This window comes from Candidatus Arsenophonus triatominarum (assembly GCF_001640365.1).
Classification (GTDB): Bacteria; Pseudomonadota; Gammaproteobacteria; order Enterobacterales; family Enterobacteriaceae; genus Arsenophonus; species Arsenophonus triatominarum.
Map to the genome: position 1 here is coordinate 1 of NZ_LWMI01000001.1, position 16,545 is coordinate 16,545.

A 16,545-nucleotide genomic window follows, 5' to 3' on the forward strand; every position below is an offset into this window, starting at 1 on the left:
CCAATTTATTATTGATTGGGGCATGACAACAGACCCGCGTAATATTGATTATGGGCTACCGGTGACTATTCCTTTTTTTGCTGTTCCCGAAACAGGAAGCATGGATTGATTGGATAATGACCCGCTGCGAGGACGTGAAAATGGCATTACGAAAAGAGTCGTGAAATGGGTTTAAGCTGGACGTCAATTGCACTCGCATGCGCTTTATGTCTCTTTAATAAAGAGATGGTAATGGCTTTGGCTCCCGCAAAGAAGAGTATGTTGACAGTACCGGTGACCCGAAAGCGCTATTTTGGAAAGCGCGCAAATTTGTAGAAACGTTACCGCAAGAGTTTCGGGGAGGCTGGGTAGCGAAAAAACACGCGCCTTATATGCGGGTCAATTTTCCAAACACCGGCGCCATTATCAAGGGGTGAAGCGGGGGGACAATATTGGACGGGGTGACCGGACGACACTCTATTTCGTCGATGAAGCCGCCTTTTTGCCTCGTCCGCTATTGATTGATGCTGCCCTATCCCAAACTACCCCGCTGTCGCATTGACTTAAGCTCGGTTAATGGGATGGACAATCCTTTTGCCCAAAAACGCCACAGTGGACGCATTCCGGTGTTTACCTTTCACTGGCGCAATGACCCCCGTAAAGATAAACAATGGTACGAAAAAGAGTGCCTGAAAATCGATAATCCGGTCATTGTGGCGCAGGAACTGGATTTGAACTATCAAGCGTCTGTTGAAGGTATCTTAATTCCCGCCGAATGGGTACAGGCGGCCATTGATGCCCATATCAAACTGGGGTTTTTGACAACGGGGGCTAAACGACTCGGTTTTGACGTTGCAGATGAGGGCGATGACAGCAACGCCCTCACGTTTGCACACGGATCGGTTGTCACGGATTGCCAGCAGTGGAGTAAAGGTGACGTGATCAGCTCAGCAAACCGAGTCAAAAACTATGCTGAGGAAGTCCATGCCGATGAAATCATCTATGACTCCATCGGGGTAGGGGCAGGGGTGAAAGCGCATCTACGACGGGTATGTCATATCACCGCAACCGGATTCAACGCGGGTGGGGCTGTCTTTAAACCTGACGCAAAATATGTGGCGGGAAAAACCAATAAAGATATGTTCGCGAATATCAAGGCGCAAGCCTGGTGGGGCGTCCGAGACCGTTTTTTTAATACCTGGCGGTGTATCATGCATTTGGAAAAATATCCGGATGACAAACGTTTCATCAATCAATTTACCGATGGCCTGTTAATCAGTCTCAGTTCAGGCATAAAAGAACTTGACGCTCTGAAAGCTGAATTATCCCGTCCTCGGGTGGATTACGACAACAATGGACGGGTGAAAGTCGAGAGCAAAAAAGACATGAAAAAACGGGGCATCGCTTCACCCAACATGGCCGATTCATTAATTATGGCATTTTCGCCCGTACCAAAACCGTTCCATATTCCCGACGAGGCATTTTTCTAATGAGCAAAAGAAACAGGAAAAAGGACGTTAAGCCTGAAAGGAAAAAGCCATTTTCCATCTCTGACATCGATATGTATCCGGTCAGTGAGCAGCCAGTCTACGAATTCAAACCCTATGCCCCTCCCGCAAGCGTGATACCCGAAGCAAAGAGAGCGGATGCGCTGGCGAATGATGCCACCCCGTATGAAACCCTGAATGCATTCGGGAGTGATTGTTTGTATGGTGGGTTTCAGGGATACCCGATGTTGGCCATGAAAGCGCAGCAATCCGAGTACGCCAATGTTGCCGCGATTTTTGCTGACGAGGTTACGCGCAATTGGTTAACCGTAAAATCCTCATCCGATGATGAGGACCTCGTTAATGAGGTGGAAGGGGTAATCGTGAAATATCGCCTTCAGGATATGATCCATCAGGCCGTTTTGCATGATTGTCTGTTCGGCATAGCGCATATCTATATTGACATGGGCGCCGATGAGAATGAAATGCGCAATCCGCTCTTTAAAGACAGAGCAAAAGTGGGCGATAAATTTCGCGGTTTTCGTATTATTGAGCCTATTTGGACGTATCCGGCGATGTATAACACGCTCAGACCGTGGGAGCCGGATTTTTATCAGCCTTCATCGTGGTTTGTGATGGGGCAGACCATCCATGCCTCCCGATTTATTGACCTAGTGACGCGTCCGGTATCACAGATACTGAAACCTGCCTATAACTTTGGGGGCTTATCGCTGATCCAGCTAATGGAGCCTTATGTCAAGGCGTGGGAAACTATCCGCGATGAAATACCCAAAATTGTCAAGGCTTTTACGCTGACGGGGCTGAAAACCGACATGGAAAAACGGATGGAAAACCCAGGCGAGTTCAAACGCCGCATCGATATCATGACCAACTACCGAAACAATCGCGGGGTACTGGCGCTAGATACGGAGGAAGCGTTTTTTCAGATCAATACACCGATGACGGATCTTGAGAAAATCGCCTCAAACTATCAGGAACAACTGTGTATTCCCTCACGGATGCCGGTGATTAAGCTGCTTGGCAATGCGCCCGCGGGACTGAATGCAAACGGGCAGGGTGAAATCGATGTCTGGCACGAAACCATCTCCGGTATTCAGGAACGCAATATTCGCCCCATGATACAGCAAATGCTGGATTACCTGTTTATAGCGGAATTTGGGCAGCTATTACCCGAAATTACGTTCACCTTTAACCCACTCGATGAGCTAACCGAAAAGGAAATGTCGGAGATAAATCTCAATAACGCTTCAATGCTGGCTAATTTAGCAACGAGTTCATGTATTTCGACGATGGATGTCGCTCAATGGCTTATCAATAATCCGAAGAGTGGTTTTGCTTTCATGAACGGGCAGGAAAACGAAGATGAAACAGAAGAAAAAGAAGGAGAAAACACTTAAACCTTCACTCCCCAATGCAGGGATACAGCTTTGGTATCAGCGTGAATTACGTCGCCAGATTACCAGGATGCATAAAAACGTCACCGCCAAAATTTTAACTTCCTTTTCAAAAAATTCTCTTGCTTACGACGCCAGCCCCGCCTCAATGATAAGGAATACGCTCCGCGCGCTTTCTGCCCGCTGGGTAAAGAAATTCACTGCCTTATCCGACGATCTGGCAAAAACCTTCGTTAACCGAGCAGCCGGTAATGTGGATGTGCCCCTTAAAAAGCAGCTGGTCGATAAGGGGTTTGCGATTGATTTCAAAATGACGCGCGACATGCACAATGCGGTGACAGCGATTGTGGCGGAGAACGTGTCATTAATTAAATCCATCCCCCAACGCTATTTCACTAACGTTGAATCCGTGGTTCTCCAGTCTGTTTCGCGGGGAGGTGATTTAGCTCAGCTTAAAAAAACATTGGGACAACAGTTTGGCGTAACTGCCAGAAGGGCGGAATTGATTGCCCGTGACCAGAACCGAAAAGCGAATTCTGCCTTGGCGGCAGTGAGACAGCATGCGCTGGGGATAACTGAGGGGATTTGGCGACATACCGGCGCAGGGCAACACCCAAGGCATGATCATGTAAAAGCCACGGGCAAGAAATTTTCGCTCCGTAAAGGCTGCCTGATTAGCGGTGAATACATCCTGCCAGGTGAAAAAATCAATTGTGGGTGTATTTGGGAACCGGTTTTACCCACTTTCGAGGATTGACAACGTGCAAGTGACAAAAGACGGTCTCGCGATGGATGCCAAATCTGCGCGGGAAGTGGACAAATTTGGCAAAATGTATGTCCGTGATAACCGGATAAGCAAAGCGAACATTAGCGGTTATTACGGCGTTGAAATACCTGGCTATGAAAAGTTGGGTCTGGAATCCAGAAAAATATATCAGCTTTATCGCCCCCCGCAAGAGCTGGAAAAAGCCATGCCGACGTTTAACGGTATCCCCGTTCTGATGGGGCATCCTGCCGAGAATAATACGAAACCCATCACCGATCTCGCGGTGGGTGCCGTGATGAATGATATCCGTTTTGAATTTCCCTATCTCATCGCTTCGATTTCTATTTGGGATGAAGCAGCAAAAGCGGGTATTGAAACCGATATCCAGCGCGAATTATCGCCCTCCTACAGCTACGTACCGGATATGACGCCGGGCAGCGTTGATGGAGAGGCCTATGATGGCGTGATGCGCAATATTCACGCCTACCACCTGGCGATTGTTCCTGATGGCAGGACGGGGCCAGATGTTCTAGTCAACGACGCAAAACCAGAGGATTTAAAAAAAATGGCAGACGAAAAGAAAGCCGATGATGAAATGATCGCAGGACTGAAAGAGCGCCTGCCAAATGCCAGTGACGAGGATATTCATACGGTGGCAGAGTATATCAATGGACTGACCTCAAAAGCGAATGACGAGGAGACAAAAGAAGATCCGTCGGATGATAAACAGGATAACGAAAGCGAGGAGGATAAAGAAAAAAGGACGAATGACGATAATGATGAGGATAAAAAAACCGCTAACGATGCGGCTATCCTGATCCAACAGGCAGAGAACAAAATTCGGCGTGAATTTGCAGCGCTTCGTGCGGCAGAACGTTTGTGTTCACCGCTGATTGGTGAAGTGGCCTGTGACTCTGCCGAAGAAGTCTACCGGATAACACTCAGCCAAAACGGCATCGACACAAAAGGGGTTCATCCCTCAGCACTCCCCAAATTGGTGGAGATGCTCAAAAACACCCACAATCAACCTGAACCTCGAGTCGCCTTTGACTCAAATTCAGTGTCCCGTGTTGACCAGTTTTTAGGAGCAAAATGATGGCCTTTCAGAACAATGTAGCGCTTTATCAGGCACCGGGTCGGGAAGGCAATTTTGCCTCCTGCAATGATGCTTTTGCGGTCGTTCCGCCGTTGGGTGGATGCTATCGAGCTGGAAAAGAAGGAATAGTTATGTCTCGCTTTGCGTGGCGTGATGCCAGCAATGCCGGATTGGTCAATAACACTGGAACCGGCGAGATTGTTGGCTTCGTTCGTAATGAGCGAACCGCCTTGGTTAACTGGGACAAAATGACTGTCATGACCATCCCGCAAGGGCAAGCGGTCTCCGCCTACAAAACGGGGGATTTCTGGGTAAAATCAGCGACAGCCACCACTATCGGCCAAAAAGTTTATGCAAAACTGGCCGACGGCACGATTGAAACCGACGAAGCAGGTGAGACGAAAGCAGGATTTATCGAAACCCCCTTTAAAGTCATGACCGCCGCCGCGGTGGGTGAAATTTTTATTATGTCAAGCCGGAGTTAATGCAATGGCGCAATTATCACACAATGATTTTCCCGCCCTGATGAAACGGGCTAAAGAAGGAGGGGTGACGTTACCCCCTTCAGTCAACCGACTGTATCTGGCCAATGACGCCCAGCCGTCGACTATCGCAAACGGGGGCATTCCCGCGATTGTGGCGGGGGGTATCGATCCGAACGTTATTCGAACAGTATTTGCCCCCACCCGTGCCACTGAAATTTATGGGGAGCGCACTATTGGGCTGTGGGAGCAGGATTATTGGATGATCCCGCGTACGGAATACAGTGGTCATATTTCGTCCTACGGCGACTACAACGACAACGGGGCAAACCAGGTCAACGTTGAGTGGAATAATGTTCGCCAATATCGTTTTCAAACAATGATTACCTACGGTGACCTTGAAGCCGCCCGCATGGGACTGGCGATGATCAACTATGCTGCTGAAAAACAGATGGCAGCCGCCAACACGATTAACCAGGATTACAACCGGTTTGCCTTTTTTGGTGTTGAAGGCGTTAACTACGGCGCATTAAATAACCCTCAGCTTCCCACGCCGATCACACCAACCAAGGTGAGTGGTAAAACGAAATGGGAAGATAAATCCATCCAGCAGCGTTACAACGATATTTTGGCACTCTACAGTGACCTGGTAGGACGAACCAACGGGGTGACGGGTGACGGGGTGGACATGGCTTCCTCCCTGACGCTGGTATTGTCAAACAAAGCCTCGGTGTATTTGAAATCATCAAACGAAATCATGGCCACCTCGCTTGAGGACTTGATCAAAAAAGCGTTCCCCAATCTACGCATTGAAACGGCTCCACAATTGAGTACCGATGCCGGTGAGTTAATACAGATGTTCGTGCGCAGCTATCAGGGACAGCCTGTTTGCTATGTGGCGAATTCGCAAAAATATCGGGCATTTCCGCTTCTTCAGCAACACTCAAGCTGGTCGCAGAAAGTGGCGGCCAGTACGTATGGCACGGTGATCACACAACCCATGCTTTTTGCTCAAATGTTGGGGATATGATTATGGGAAAAATTATTGTCGGCTGTAAACTCCCCCATGGACTGAAAGCCACCGTGAAGAATGAGACTATTGAATTGAAAGGGGCTAACGCTTGCGCCATTTATGGCGGTTTTGGCATAACCGAAGGCGTGGATGAGGCGTGGTTCAATGTATTTTCAAAAACCTACGCGCAGGCGGGATTTATCGAAAAGGGGTTAATCTTCAAGGTCACTGATCAAAAAAGTTTTTCCTCAGCCGCTAAGGAAAGAGCACAGGTCAAAACCGGTTTAGAACCGATTAACCCGAAAAAGGCAACCGTCAAACCCACGGAGGCATAATATGGCTGTGGTGGCGTTTGATGTTTTTGAATTCAGAGAACAATATCCCCTCTACCGCAAGGTCAAGGATGAGCAGTTGAAAATGCTATTTGATTTTGCTCAGGCTTTGTTCGATAACGCAAATTTTTCGCTGGAGCAGGCTATCCCAAAGCGAAAAAGTTTGCTTTATCTGCTGACGGCCCATCTTTGTGATATCACCTTTGGCGATGATAACGGAAACGGGTCAGGGGTGTCAGGTATGATTGGTCGGGTTGCGAATGCAGCAGAAGGCAGTGTCTCCGTGTCGCTTGATGTCGGGCAGGGATTGCCTTACTCGCAAGCCTGGTATTTCCAATCAAAGTGGGGACAGCTTTTTTGGCAACTGACCAAGCCCTACCGGATGTTTGCCTATTTCCCAGGTATTGAGGTGGGGTGCAGTTGATGGCGGGGAAGATAAAAGCGTTTCTGGACGCACAGGAAAAGCAGCTTAATGACCTGACGTTGAAAGTCGGCTTTCCAAAAGAGGTAAGCTATCCAGAAGGCCGTCGGGTTGCTGAAGTGGCTTACATGAACGAATTTGGCAATCCTGGGAATAACCAGCCACCGCGCCCTTTCTTCCGTAACGCTATTTCAGCCCATCAAAAAGACTGGTCAACCTATCTGGCGTCGTCCATGCGCGCCGGTGTTAATGCTAAAGAAGCGGCGGAATTATTAGGTGAAAAAGTCGTCAGCAATATTAAAGATTCAATATTGACACTCACCGATCCGCCGCTTTCTGAAACCACGCTTTATGTGAGAAAGCACCGGACTCACAAACCAAAAAACTTCACTGACAAACCGCTGGTTGATACACATCACATGCTGGAGTCAGTCAAATACTGGGTGGTGGTGGATGATGAATCTTCATAATCTCACTCGTTCGGCTATTCGAGCCGTTAACCCTGATATTGCTGCAATAGTCCGCCGTTCTGATGGTTGGACAGTCGGTGAAGGCCGGACACGCATCCCCAAATACCTTCCGATGAACATATCGTCATTCAGTTGCAACCCCTGTCGAAAGGGGATTTGCAGCATGTGGACGGATTGAATATCCACGGCATATTCAAATCGATTCACGTTAACGGAAACTTCTGGTCGGTTAACCGAAAACAACAGACCGGTGGCGATTTATTCCTCATTGAGGGGGATACCTGGCTGGTGATTGAACCGCTTGAATTGTGGCCGGACTGGTGTCGGCTGTTAGTGTGTCTCCAAACGGACAGGGAGGGGGGATGAATGATTATACGGTCAATCAGGTCATTGACACGTTGGCCGATTTCATTGAACCGATTGCAGGTACGGTCTGGCAGGCTCAGGATAACCGGAATCCCATGCCGAGCGATATCTTCTGTGTTCTCACGCCATTGCGATTTATCCGGCTGTCGGCGGCGAGAGGGATTGCCCATGACAGCGGAAACCCTCAAACCAGTACGATGAACTGGACTGAAGTAAGGCAAGCTGATATTCAGCTCGACATTTACGGTGAAAATGCCGGTGACCGATCCATTCGTGTTGAAACATTGTTTGCTTCTGATTACGGCTATTCCGAATCAAGGCGCTGGATGAACGTCTTGCTCCACTTTATGCCAGTGCTGCTTGCGACCAGTATGTTAAACAGTGACACCATGGGAGCAAGCGTTCATCCAGCGCCTTGATTCGGAATAGCCGTAATCAGAAGCAAACAATGTTTCAACACGAATGGATCGGTCACCGGCATTTTCACCGTAAATGTCGAGCTGAATATCAGCTTGCCTTACTTCAGTCCAGTTCATCGTACTGGTTTGAGGGTTTCCGCTGTCATGGCAATCCCTCTCGCCGCCGACAGCCGGATAAATCGCAATGGCGTGAGAACACAGAAGATATCGCTCGGCATGGGATTCCGGTTATCCTGAGCCTGCCAGACCGTACCTGCAATCGGTTCAATGAAATCGGCCAACGTGTCAATGACCTGATTGACCGTATAATCATTCATCCCCCTCCCTGTCCGTTTGGAGACACACTAACAGCCGACACCAGTCCGGCCACAATTCAAGCGGTTCAATCACCAGCCAGGTATCCCCCTCAATGAGGAATAAATCGCCACCGGTCTGTTGTTTTCGGTTAACCGACCAGAAGTTTCCGTTAACGTGAATCGATTTGAATATGCCGTGGATATTCAATCCGTCCACATGCTGCAAATCCCCTTTCGACAGGGGTTGCAACTGAATGACGATATGTTCATCGGGAAGGTATTTGGGGATGCGTGTCCGGCCTTCACCGACTGTCCAACCATCAGAACGGCGGACTATTGCAGCAATATCAGGGTTAACGGCTCGAATAGCCGAACGAGTGAGATTATGAAGATTCATCATCCACCACCACCCAGTATTTGACTGACTCCAGCATGTGATGTGTATCAACCAGCGGTTTGTCAGTGAAGTTTTTTGGTTTGTGAGTCCGGTGCTTTCTCACATAAAGCGTGGTTTCAGAAAGCGGCGGATCGGTGAGTGTCAATATTGAATCTTTAATATTGCTGACGACTTTTTCACCTAATAATTCCGCCGCTTCTTTAGCATTAACACCGGCGCGCATGGACGACGCCAGATAGGTTGACCAGTCTTTTTGATGGGCTGAAATAGCGTTACGGAAGAAAGGGCGCGGTGGCTGGTTATTCCCAGGATTGCCAAATTCGTTCATGTAAGCCACTTCAGCAACCCGACGGCCTTCTGGATAGCTTACCTCTTTTGGAAAGCCGACTTTCAACGTCAGGTCATTAAGCTGCTTTTCCTGTGCGTCCAGAAACGCTTTTATCTTCCCCGCCATCAACTGCACCCCACCTCAATACCTGGGAAATAGGCAAACATCCGGTAGGGCTTGGTCAGTTGCCAAAAAAGCTGTCCCCACTTTGATTGGAAATACCAGGCTTGCGAGTAAGGCAATCCCTGCCCGACATCAAGCGACACGGAGACACTGCCTTCTGCTGCATTCGCAACCCGACCAATCATACCTGACACCCCTGACCCGTTTCCGTTATCATCGCCAAAGGTGATATCACAAAGATGGGCCGTCAGCAGATAAAGCAAACTTTTTCGCTTTGGGATAGCCTGCTCCAGCGAAAAATTTGCGTTATCGAACAAAGCCTGAGCAAAATCAAATAGCATTTTCAACTGCTCATCCTTGACCTTGCGGTAGAGGGGATATTGTTCTCTGAATTCAAAAACATCAAACGCCACCACAGCCATATTATGCCTCCGTGGGTTTGACGGTTGCCTTTTTCGGGTTAATCGGTTCTAAACCGGTTTTGACCTGTGCTCTTTCCTTAGCGGCTGAGGAAAAACTTTTTTGATCAGTGACCTTGAAGATTAACCCCTTTTCGATAAATCCCGCCTGCGCGTAGGTTTTTGAAAATACATTGAACCACGCCTCATCCACGCCTTCGGTTATGCCAAAACCGCCATAAATGGCGCAAGCGTTAGCCCCTTTCAATTCAATAGTCTCATTCTTCACGGTGGCTTTCAGTCCATGGGGGAGTTTACAGCCGACAATAATTTTTCCCATAATCATATCCCCAACATTTGAGCAAAAAGCATGGGTTGTGTGATCACCGTGCCATACGTACTGGCCGCCACTTTCTGCGACCAGCTTGAGTGTTGCTGAAGAAGCGGAAATGCCCGATATTTTTGCGAATTCGCCACATAGCAAACAGGCTGTCCCTGATAGCTGCGCACGAACATCTGTATTAACTCACCGGCATCGGTACTCAATTGTGGAGCCGTTTCAATGCGTAGATTGGGGAACGCTTTTTTGATCAAGTCCTCAAGCGAGGTGGCCATGATTTCATTAGACGATTTGAGATACACAGAGGCTTTGTTTGACAATACCAGCGTCAGGGAGGAAGCCATATCGACACCGTCACCGACCACCCCATTCGTTCGTCCTACCAGGTCACTGTAGAGTGCCAAAATATCGTTGTAACGCTGCTGGATGGATTTATCTTCCCATTTCGTTTTACCACTCACCTTGGTTGGTGTGATCGGCGTGGGAAGCTGAGGGTTATTTAATGCGCCGTAGTTAACGCCTTCAACCCCAAAAAAGGCAAACCGGTTGTAATCCTGGTTAATCGTGTTGGCGGCCGCCATCTGTTTTTCAGCAGCATAGTTGATCATCGCCAGTCCCATGCGCGCCGATTCTAAATCGCCATAGGTGATCATCGTCTGAAAACGATATTGGCGGATGGGTTCAAATTGCAGGTTAACCTGGTTTGCCCCGTTTTCGTTATAATCGCCATAGGAGGAGATATGACCACTGTATTCAGCGCGGGGAATTTCCCAGAAATCGTGTTGCCACAATCCGATTGTGCGCTCGCCGTAAATTTCCGTGGCACGGGTTGGGGCAAATACCGTTCTGATAACGTTCGGATCGATACCCCCCGCGACGATGGCAGGAATACCACCATTGGTCAAAGTGGAGGGTAACGGCTGGGCATCATTGGCCAGATACAAACGATTGACTGAAGCAGGTAACGTCACCCCCCCTTCTTTAGCCCGTTTCATGAGTGCGTGGAAATCATTGTGTGTTAATTGCGCCATCGTATTAGCTCCAGCTTGACATGATAAAAATTTCACCCACCGCGGCGGCGGTCATCACTTTAAAAGGGGTTTCGATAAATCCGTCTTTCGTCGTCCCTGCGTTAGCCGTTTCAATCGTGCCATCCGCCAGTTTCGCATAAACTTTTTGGCCGATAGTGGTTGCCGTTGCTGACTTGGCCCAAAAGTCGCCCGTTTTGTAGACGGAGACCTGTTGTCCCTGCGGGATGGTCATACTGTTTTTTCATCCCAGTTCACAAGGGCGGTTCGCTCATTGCGGACAAATCCCAGGATTTCGCCGGTACCGCTGTTGTTGACCAGGCTAGGTTTACTGTCATCACGCCAGGCGAAACGGGCCATCACGGTACCGGTAGAGCCGGCACGGAAACAGCCGCCTAATGGTGGCACCACCGCAAAAGCATCATTACAGGAGGCAAAATCACCTTCCCGACCCGGTGCCTGATAAAGCGCTACATTGTTCTGAAAGGCCATCATTTTGCTCCTAAAAACTGGTCAACACGGGACACTGCACTTGAGTCAAAGGCGACTTGAGGTTTACCTTGATTGCCTGTGTTTTTGAGCATCTCCACCATTTTCGGGAGCGCTGAGGGATGAACCCCTTTTGTGTCGATACCATTTTGACTGAGGGTTAATCGGTAGACTTGTTCGGCAGAGTCACAGGCCACTTCACCAATCAGCGGTGAACACAAACGTTCTGCCGCACGAAGCGCTGCAAATTCACGCCGAATTTTGTTCTCTGCCTGTTGGATCAGGATAGCCGCATCGTTAGCGGTTTTTTTATCCTCATCATTATCGTCATTCGTCCTTTTTTCTTTATCCTCCTCGCTTTCGTTATCCTGTTTATCATCCGACGGATCTTCTTTTGTCTCCTCGTCATTCGCTTTTGAGGTCAGTCCATTGATATACTCTGCCACCGTATGAATATCTTCGTCACTGGCATTTGGCAGGCGCTCTTTCAGTCCTGCGATCATTTCATCATCGGTTTTCTTTTCGTCTGCCATTTTTTTTAAATCCTCTGGTTTTGCGTCGTTGACTAGAACATCTGGCCCCGTCCTGCCATCAGGAACAATCGCCAGGTGGTAGGCGTGAATATTGCGCATCACGCCATCATAGGCCTCTCCATCAACGCTGCCCTGCGTCATATCCGGTACGTAGCTGTAGGAGGGCGATAATTCGCGCTGGATATCGGTTTCAATACCCGCTTTTGCTGCTTCATCCCAAATAGAAATCGAAGCGATGAGATAGGGAAATTCAAAACGGATATCATTCATCACGGCACCCACCGCGAGATCGGTGATGGGTTTCGTATTGTTCTCGGCAGGATGCCCCATCAGAACGGGGATACCGTTAAACGTCGGCATGGCTTTTTCCAGCTCTTGCGGGGGGCGATAAAGCTGATATATTTTTCTGGATTCCAGACCCAACTTTTCATAGCCAGGTATTTCAACGCCGTAATAACCGCTAATGTTCGCTTTGCTTATCCGGTTATCACGGACATACATTTTGCCAAATTTGTCCACTTCCCGCGCAGATTTGGCATCCATCGCGAGACCGTCTTTTGTCACTTGCACGTTGTCAATCCTCGAAAGTGGGTAAAACCGGTTCCCAAATACACCCACAATTGATTTTTTCACCTGGCAGGATGTATTCACCGCTAATCAGGCAGCCTTTACGGAGCGAAAATTTCTTGCCCGTGGCTTTTACATGATCAGGCCTTGGGTGTTGCCCTGCGCCGGTATGTCGCCAAATCCCCTCAGTTATCCCCAGCGCATGCTGTCTCACTGCCGCCAAGGCAGAATTCGCTTTTCGGTTCTGGTCACGGGCAATCAATTCCGCCCTTCTGGCAGTTACGCCAAACTGTTGTCCCAATGTTTTTTTAAGCTGAGCTAAATCACCTCCCCGCGAAACAGACTGGAGAACCACGGATTCAACGTTAGTGAAATAGCGTTGGGGGATGGATTTAATTAATGACACGTTCTCCGCCACAATCGCTGTCACCGCATTGTGCATGTCGCGCGTCATTTTGAAATCAATCGCAAACCCCTTATCGACCAGCTGCTTTTTAAGGGGCACATCCACATTACCGGCTGCTCGGTTAACGAAGGTTTTTGCCAGATCGTCGGATAAGGCAGTGAATTTCTTTACCCAGCGGGCAGAAAGCGCGCGGAGCGTATTCCTTATCATTGAGGCGGGGCTGGCGTCGTAAGCAAGAGAATTTTTTGAAAAGGAAGTTAAAATTTTGGCGGTGACGTTTTTATGCATCCTGGTAATCTGGCGACGTAATTCACGCTGATACCAAAGCTGTATCCCTGCATTGGGGAGTGAAGGTTTAAGTGTTTTCTCCTTCTTTTTCGTCTGTTTCATCTTCGTTTTCCTGCCCGTTCATGAAAGCAAAACCACTCTTCGGATTATTGATAAGCCATTGAGCGACATCCATCGTCGAAATACATGAACTCGTTGCTAAATTAGCCAGCATTGAAGCGTTATTGAGATTTATCTCCGACATTTCCTTTTCGGTTAGCTCATCGAGTGGGTTAAAGGTGAACGTAATTTCGGGTAATAGCTGCCCAAATTCCGCTATAAACAGGTAATCCAGCATTTGCTGTATCATGGGGCGAATATTGCGTTCCTGAATACCGGAGATGGTTTCGTGCCAGACATCGATTTCACCCTGCCCGTTTGCATTCAGTCCCGCGGGCGCATTGCCAAGCAGCTTAATCACCGGCATCCGTGAGGGAATACACAGTTGTTCCTGATAGTTTGAGGCGATTTTCTCAAGATCCGTCATCGGTGTATTGATCTGAAAAAACGCTTCCTCCGTATCTAGCGCCAGTACCCGCGATTGTTTCGGTAGTTGGTCATGATATCGATGCGGCGTTTGAACTCGCCTGGGTTTTCCATCCGTTTTTCCATGTCGGTTTTCAGCCCCGTCAGCGTAAAAGCCTTGACAATTTTGGGTATTTCATCGCGGATAGTTTCCCACGCCTTGACATAAGGCTCCATTAGCTGGATCAGCGATAAGCCCCCAAAGTTATAGGCAGGTTTCAGTATCTGTGATACCGGACGCGTCACTAGGTCAATAAATCGGGAGGCATGGATGGTCTGCCCCATCACAAACCACGATGAAGGCTGATAAAAATCCGGCTCCCACGGTCTGAGCGTGTTATACATCGCCGGATACGTCCAAATAGGCTCAATAATACGAAAACCGCGAAATTTATCGCCCACTTTTGCTCTGTCTTTAAAGAGCGGATTGCGCATTTCATTCTCATCGGCGCCCATGTCAATATAGATATGCGCTATGCCGAACAGACAATCATGCAAAACGGCCTGATGGATCATATCCTGAAGGCGATATTTCACGATTACCCCTTCCACCTCATTAACGAGGTCCTCATCATCGGATGAGGATTTTACGGTTAACCAATTGCGCGTAACCTCGTCAGCAAAAATCGCGGCAACATTGGCGTACTCGGATTGCTGCGCTTTCATGGCCAACATCGGGTATCCCTGAAACCCACCATACAAACAATCACTCCCGAATGCATTCAGGGTTTCATACGGGGTGGCATCATTCGCCAGCGCATCCGCTCTCTTTGCTTCGGGTATCACGCTTGCGGGAGGGGCATAGGGTTTGAATTCGTAGACTGGCTGCTCACTGACCGGATACATATCGATGTCAGAGATGGAAAATGGCTTTTTCCTTTCAGGCTTAACGTCCTTTTTCCTGTTTCTTTTGCTCATTAGAAAAATGCCTCGTCGGGAATATGGAACGGTTTTGGTACGGGCGAAAATGCCATAATTAATGAATCGGCCATGTTGGGTGAAGCGATGCCCCGTTTTTTCATGTCTTTTTTGCTCTCGACTTTCACCCGTCCATTGTTGTCGTAATCCACCCGAGGACGGGATAATTCAGCTTTCAGAGCGTCAAGTTCTTTTATGCCTGAACTGAGACTGATTAACAGGCCATCGGTAAATTGATTGATGAAACGTTTGTCATCCGGATATTTTTCCAAATGCATGATACACCGCCAGGTATTAAAAAAACGGTCTCGGACGCCCCACCAGGCTTGCGCCTTGATATTCGCGAACATATCTTTATTGGTTTTTCCCGCCACATATTTTGCGTCAGGTTTAAAGACAGCCCCACCCGCGTTGAATCCGGTTGCGGTGATATGACATACCCGTCGTAGATGCGCTTTCACCCCTGCCCCTACCCCGATGGAGTCATAGATGATTTCATCGGCATGGACTTCCTCAGCATAGTTTTTGACTCGGTTTGCTGAGCTGATCACGTCACCTTTACTCCACTGCTGGCAATCCGTGACAACCGATCCGTGTGCAAACGTGAGGGCGTTGCTGTCATCGCCCTCATCTGCAACGTCAAAACCGAGTCGTTTAGCCCCCGTTGTCAAAAACCCCAGTTTGATATGGGCATCAATGGCCGCCTGTACCCATTCGGCGGGAATTAAGATACCTTCAACAGACGCTTGATAGTTCAAATCCAGTTCCTGCGCCACAATGACCGGATTATCGATTTTCAGGCACTCTTTTTCGTACCATTGTTTATCTTTACGGGGGTCATTGCGCCAGTGAAAGGTAAACACCGGAATGCGTCCACTGTGGCGTTTTTGGGCAAAAGGATTGTCCATCCCATTAACCGAGCTTAAGTCAATGCGACAGCGGGTAGTTTGGGATAGGGCAGCATCAATCAATAGCGGACGAGGCAAAAAGGCGGCTTCATCGACGAAATAGAGTGTCGTCCGGTCACCCCGTCCAATATTGTCCCCCGCTTCACCCTTGATAATGGCGCCGGTGTTTGGAAAATTGACCCGCATATAAGGCGCGTGTTTTTTCGCTACCCAGCCTCCCCGAAACTCTTGCGGTAACGTTTCTACAAATTTGCGCGCTTTCCAAAATAGCGCTTTCGGGTCACCGGTACTGTCAACATACTCTTCTTTGCGGGAGCCAAAGCCAATTACCATCTCTTTATTAAAGAGACATAAAGCGCATGCGAGTGCAATTGACGTCCAGCTTAAACCCATTTCACGACTCTTTTCGGTAATGCCATTTTCACGTCCTCGCCAGCGGGTCATTATCCAATCAATCCATGCTTCCTGTTTCGGGAACAGCAAAAAAGGAATAGTCACCGGTAGCCCATAATCAATATTACGCGGGTCTGTTGTCATGCCCCAATCAATAATAAATTGGGCGGGGTTTTCCTTATAAAATCGGGTTAATAGTTTAAGATTTTCCGGCTGCTCACGAAGACGTTGTAGTCGCTCAGCGCGCCATTCAAACACCTGAACATAATCCGGTTTTTTAAAGTCAAAAGGGAACGGTAATGGCATAGAAAAATACCCGGAATA

Annotated in this window: 20 protein-coding genes and 2 pseudogenes; 10 read left to right on the forward strand and 12 right to left on the reverse strand. The window is 48.5% G+C overall.

Going from position 1 to position 16,545, the window contains the following annotated elements; translation table 11 throughout:
• The 10 genes and pseudogenes from AYJ55_RS00005 to AYJ55_RS00055 form a co-directional block, all read left to right on the forward strand.
• Window positions 1-1,469: pseudogene (locus tag AYJ55_RS00005) on the forward strand (terminase large subunit); the annotation flags it as partial.
• A complete protein-coding gene (locus AYJ55_RS00010; protein WP_063653384.1) occupies window positions 1,469-2,884 on the forward strand; it encodes a phage portal protein in 1,416 nt (471 codons plus the stop codon). The pseudogene AYJ55_RS00005 and the gene AYJ55_RS00010, both read left to right, overlap by 1 nt.
• A complete protein-coding gene (locus AYJ55_RS00015) occupies window positions 2,850-3,638 on the forward strand; it encodes a phage head morphogenesis protein (protein WP_245677215.1) in 789 nt (262 codons plus the stop codon). Before AYJ55_RS00010 ends, AYJ55_RS00015 begins: the two co-directional genes overlap by 35 nt.
• A gap of 31 nt (window positions 3,639-3,669) precedes the next feature.
• On the forward strand, window positions 3,670-4,743 hold the full coding sequence (locus AYJ55_RS00020) for a DUF2213 domain-containing protein (RefSeq protein WP_063653478.1): 1,074 nt from the start codon (window positions 3,670-3,672) through the stop codon (window positions 4,741-4,743).
• Entirely contained in the window at window positions 4,740-5,228 is a 489-nt protein-coding gene (locus tag AYJ55_RS00025; protein WP_162505187.1) for a structural cement protein Gp24, read from the forward strand. The genes AYJ55_RS00020 and AYJ55_RS00025 overlap by 4 nt, the downstream gene beginning before the upstream one ends.
• A 4-nt stretch (window positions 5,229-5,232) precedes the next feature.
• On the forward strand, window positions 5,233-6,255 hold the full coding sequence (locus AYJ55_RS00030; RefSeq protein ID WP_063653482.1) for a major capsid family protein: 1,023 nt from the start codon (window positions 5,233-5,235) through the stop codon (window positions 6,253-6,255).
• A gap of 2 nt (window positions 6,256-6,257) precedes the next feature.
• Entirely contained in the window at window positions 6,258-6,572 is a 315-nt protein-coding gene (locus AYJ55_RS00035; protein WP_063653386.1) for a hypothetical protein, read from the forward strand.
• 1 nt (window position 6,573) lies between these two features.
• Window positions 6,574-6,993, forward strand: a complete 420-nt coding sequence (locus tag AYJ55_RS00040; RefSeq protein WP_063653388.1) for a DUF4054 domain-containing protein — start codon at window positions 6,574-6,576, stop codon at window positions 6,991-6,993.
• Window positions 6,993-7,460, forward strand: a complete 468-nt coding sequence (locus AYJ55_RS00045; protein ID WP_063653390.1) for a hypothetical protein — start codon at window positions 6,993-6,995, stop codon at window positions 7,458-7,460. The genes AYJ55_RS00040 and AYJ55_RS00045 overlap by 1 nt, the downstream gene beginning before the upstream one ends.
• 362 nt (window positions 7,461-7,822) lie before the next feature.
• The gene (locus AYJ55_RS00055) at window positions 7,823-8,245 is read left to right on the forward strand and encodes a phage neck terminator protein (RefSeq protein WP_063653392.1); all 423 of its coding nucleotides are present in this window, start codon (window positions 7,823-7,825) and stop codon (window positions 8,243-8,245) included.
• Between the two features lie 113 nt (window positions 8,246-8,358).
• Here the strand turns inward: AYJ55_RS00055 and AYJ55_RS00060 are convergent, their stop codons facing one another.
• The 12 genes and pseudogenes from AYJ55_RS00060 to AYJ55_RS00115 all read right to left on the reverse strand — a co-directional run bounded on the left by AYJ55_RS00060 (window position 8,359) and on the right by AYJ55_RS00115 (window position 16,527).
• Entirely contained in the window at window positions 8,359-8,562 is a 204-nt protein-coding gene (locus AYJ55_RS00060) for a hypothetical protein (protein WP_063653395.1), read from the reverse strand.
• Complete coding sequence (locus AYJ55_RS00065) at window positions 8,555-8,941, reverse strand: hypothetical protein (RefSeq protein ID WP_245677216.1); 387 nt, start codon at window positions 8,939-8,941, stop codon at window positions 8,555-8,557. The genes AYJ55_RS00060 and AYJ55_RS00065 overlap by 8 nt, the downstream gene beginning before the upstream one ends.
• Window positions 8,925-9,392: a hypothetical protein gene (locus AYJ55_RS00070; RefSeq protein ID WP_063653390.1), complete on the reverse strand. Its 468-nt coding sequence runs from the start codon at window positions 9,390-9,392 to the stop codon at window positions 8,925-8,927. Before AYJ55_RS00070 ends, AYJ55_RS00065 begins: the two co-directional genes overlap by 17 nt.
• Window positions 9,392-9,811: a DUF4054 domain-containing protein gene (locus tag AYJ55_RS00075; protein WP_063653388.1), complete on the reverse strand. Its 420-nt coding sequence runs from the start codon at window positions 9,809-9,811 to the stop codon at window positions 9,392-9,394. Before AYJ55_RS00075 ends, AYJ55_RS00070 begins: the two co-directional genes overlap by 1 nt.
• A gap of 1 nt (window position 9,812) precedes the next feature.
• Window positions 9,813-10,127 carry a hypothetical protein gene (locus AYJ55_RS00080; protein WP_063653386.1) on the reverse strand — a complete coding sequence of 105 codons (315 nt, stop codon included), beginning with the start codon at window positions 10,125-10,127 and terminating at the stop codon, window positions 9,813-9,815.
• 2 nt (window positions 10,128-10,129) lie between these two features.
• On the reverse strand, window positions 10,130-11,158 hold the full coding sequence (locus AYJ55_RS00085; protein ID WP_063653399.1) for a major capsid family protein: 1,029 nt from the start codon (window positions 11,156-11,158) through the stop codon (window positions 10,130-10,132).
• A gap of 4 nt (window positions 11,159-11,162) precedes the next feature.
• Window positions 11,163-11,390: a structural cement protein Gp24 gene (locus AYJ55_RS27570; RefSeq protein WP_162505188.1), complete on the reverse strand. Its 228-nt coding sequence runs from the start codon at window positions 11,388-11,390 to the stop codon at window positions 11,163-11,165.
• Window positions 11,387-11,650 carry a gp53 minor capsid family protein gene (locus AYJ55_RS27575; protein ID WP_162505189.1) on the reverse strand — a complete coding sequence of 88 codons (264 nt, stop codon included), beginning with the start codon at window positions 11,648-11,650 and terminating at the stop codon, window positions 11,387-11,389. Before AYJ55_RS27575 ends, AYJ55_RS27570 begins: the two co-directional genes overlap by 4 nt.
• Window positions 11,647-12,720, reverse strand: coding sequence for a DUF2213 domain-containing protein (locus tag AYJ55_RS00095; protein WP_063653484.1), 1,074 nt, complete (start codon window positions 12,718-12,720; stop codon window positions 11,647-11,649). Before AYJ55_RS00095 ends, AYJ55_RS27575 begins: the two co-directional genes overlap by 4 nt.
• Window positions 12,721-12,751: 31 nt before the next feature.
• Window positions 12,752-13,540, reverse strand: coding sequence for a phage head morphogenesis protein (locus AYJ55_RS00100; RefSeq protein ID WP_245677217.1), 789 nt, complete (start codon window positions 13,538-13,540; stop codon window positions 12,752-12,754).
• Window positions 13,506-14,920: pseudogene (locus tag AYJ55_RS00110) on the reverse strand (phage portal protein). Before AYJ55_RS00110 ends, AYJ55_RS00100 begins: the two are co-directional and overlap by 35 nt.
• Window positions 14,920-16,527: a terminase large subunit gene (locus tag AYJ55_RS00115; protein ID WP_063653405.1), complete on the reverse strand. Its 1,608-nt coding sequence runs from the start codon at window positions 16,525-16,527 to the stop codon at window positions 14,920-14,922. The pseudogene AYJ55_RS00110 and the gene AYJ55_RS00115 overlap by 1 nt, the downstream one beginning before the upstream one ends.
• Window positions 16,528-16,545 lie beyond the last annotated feature (18 nt).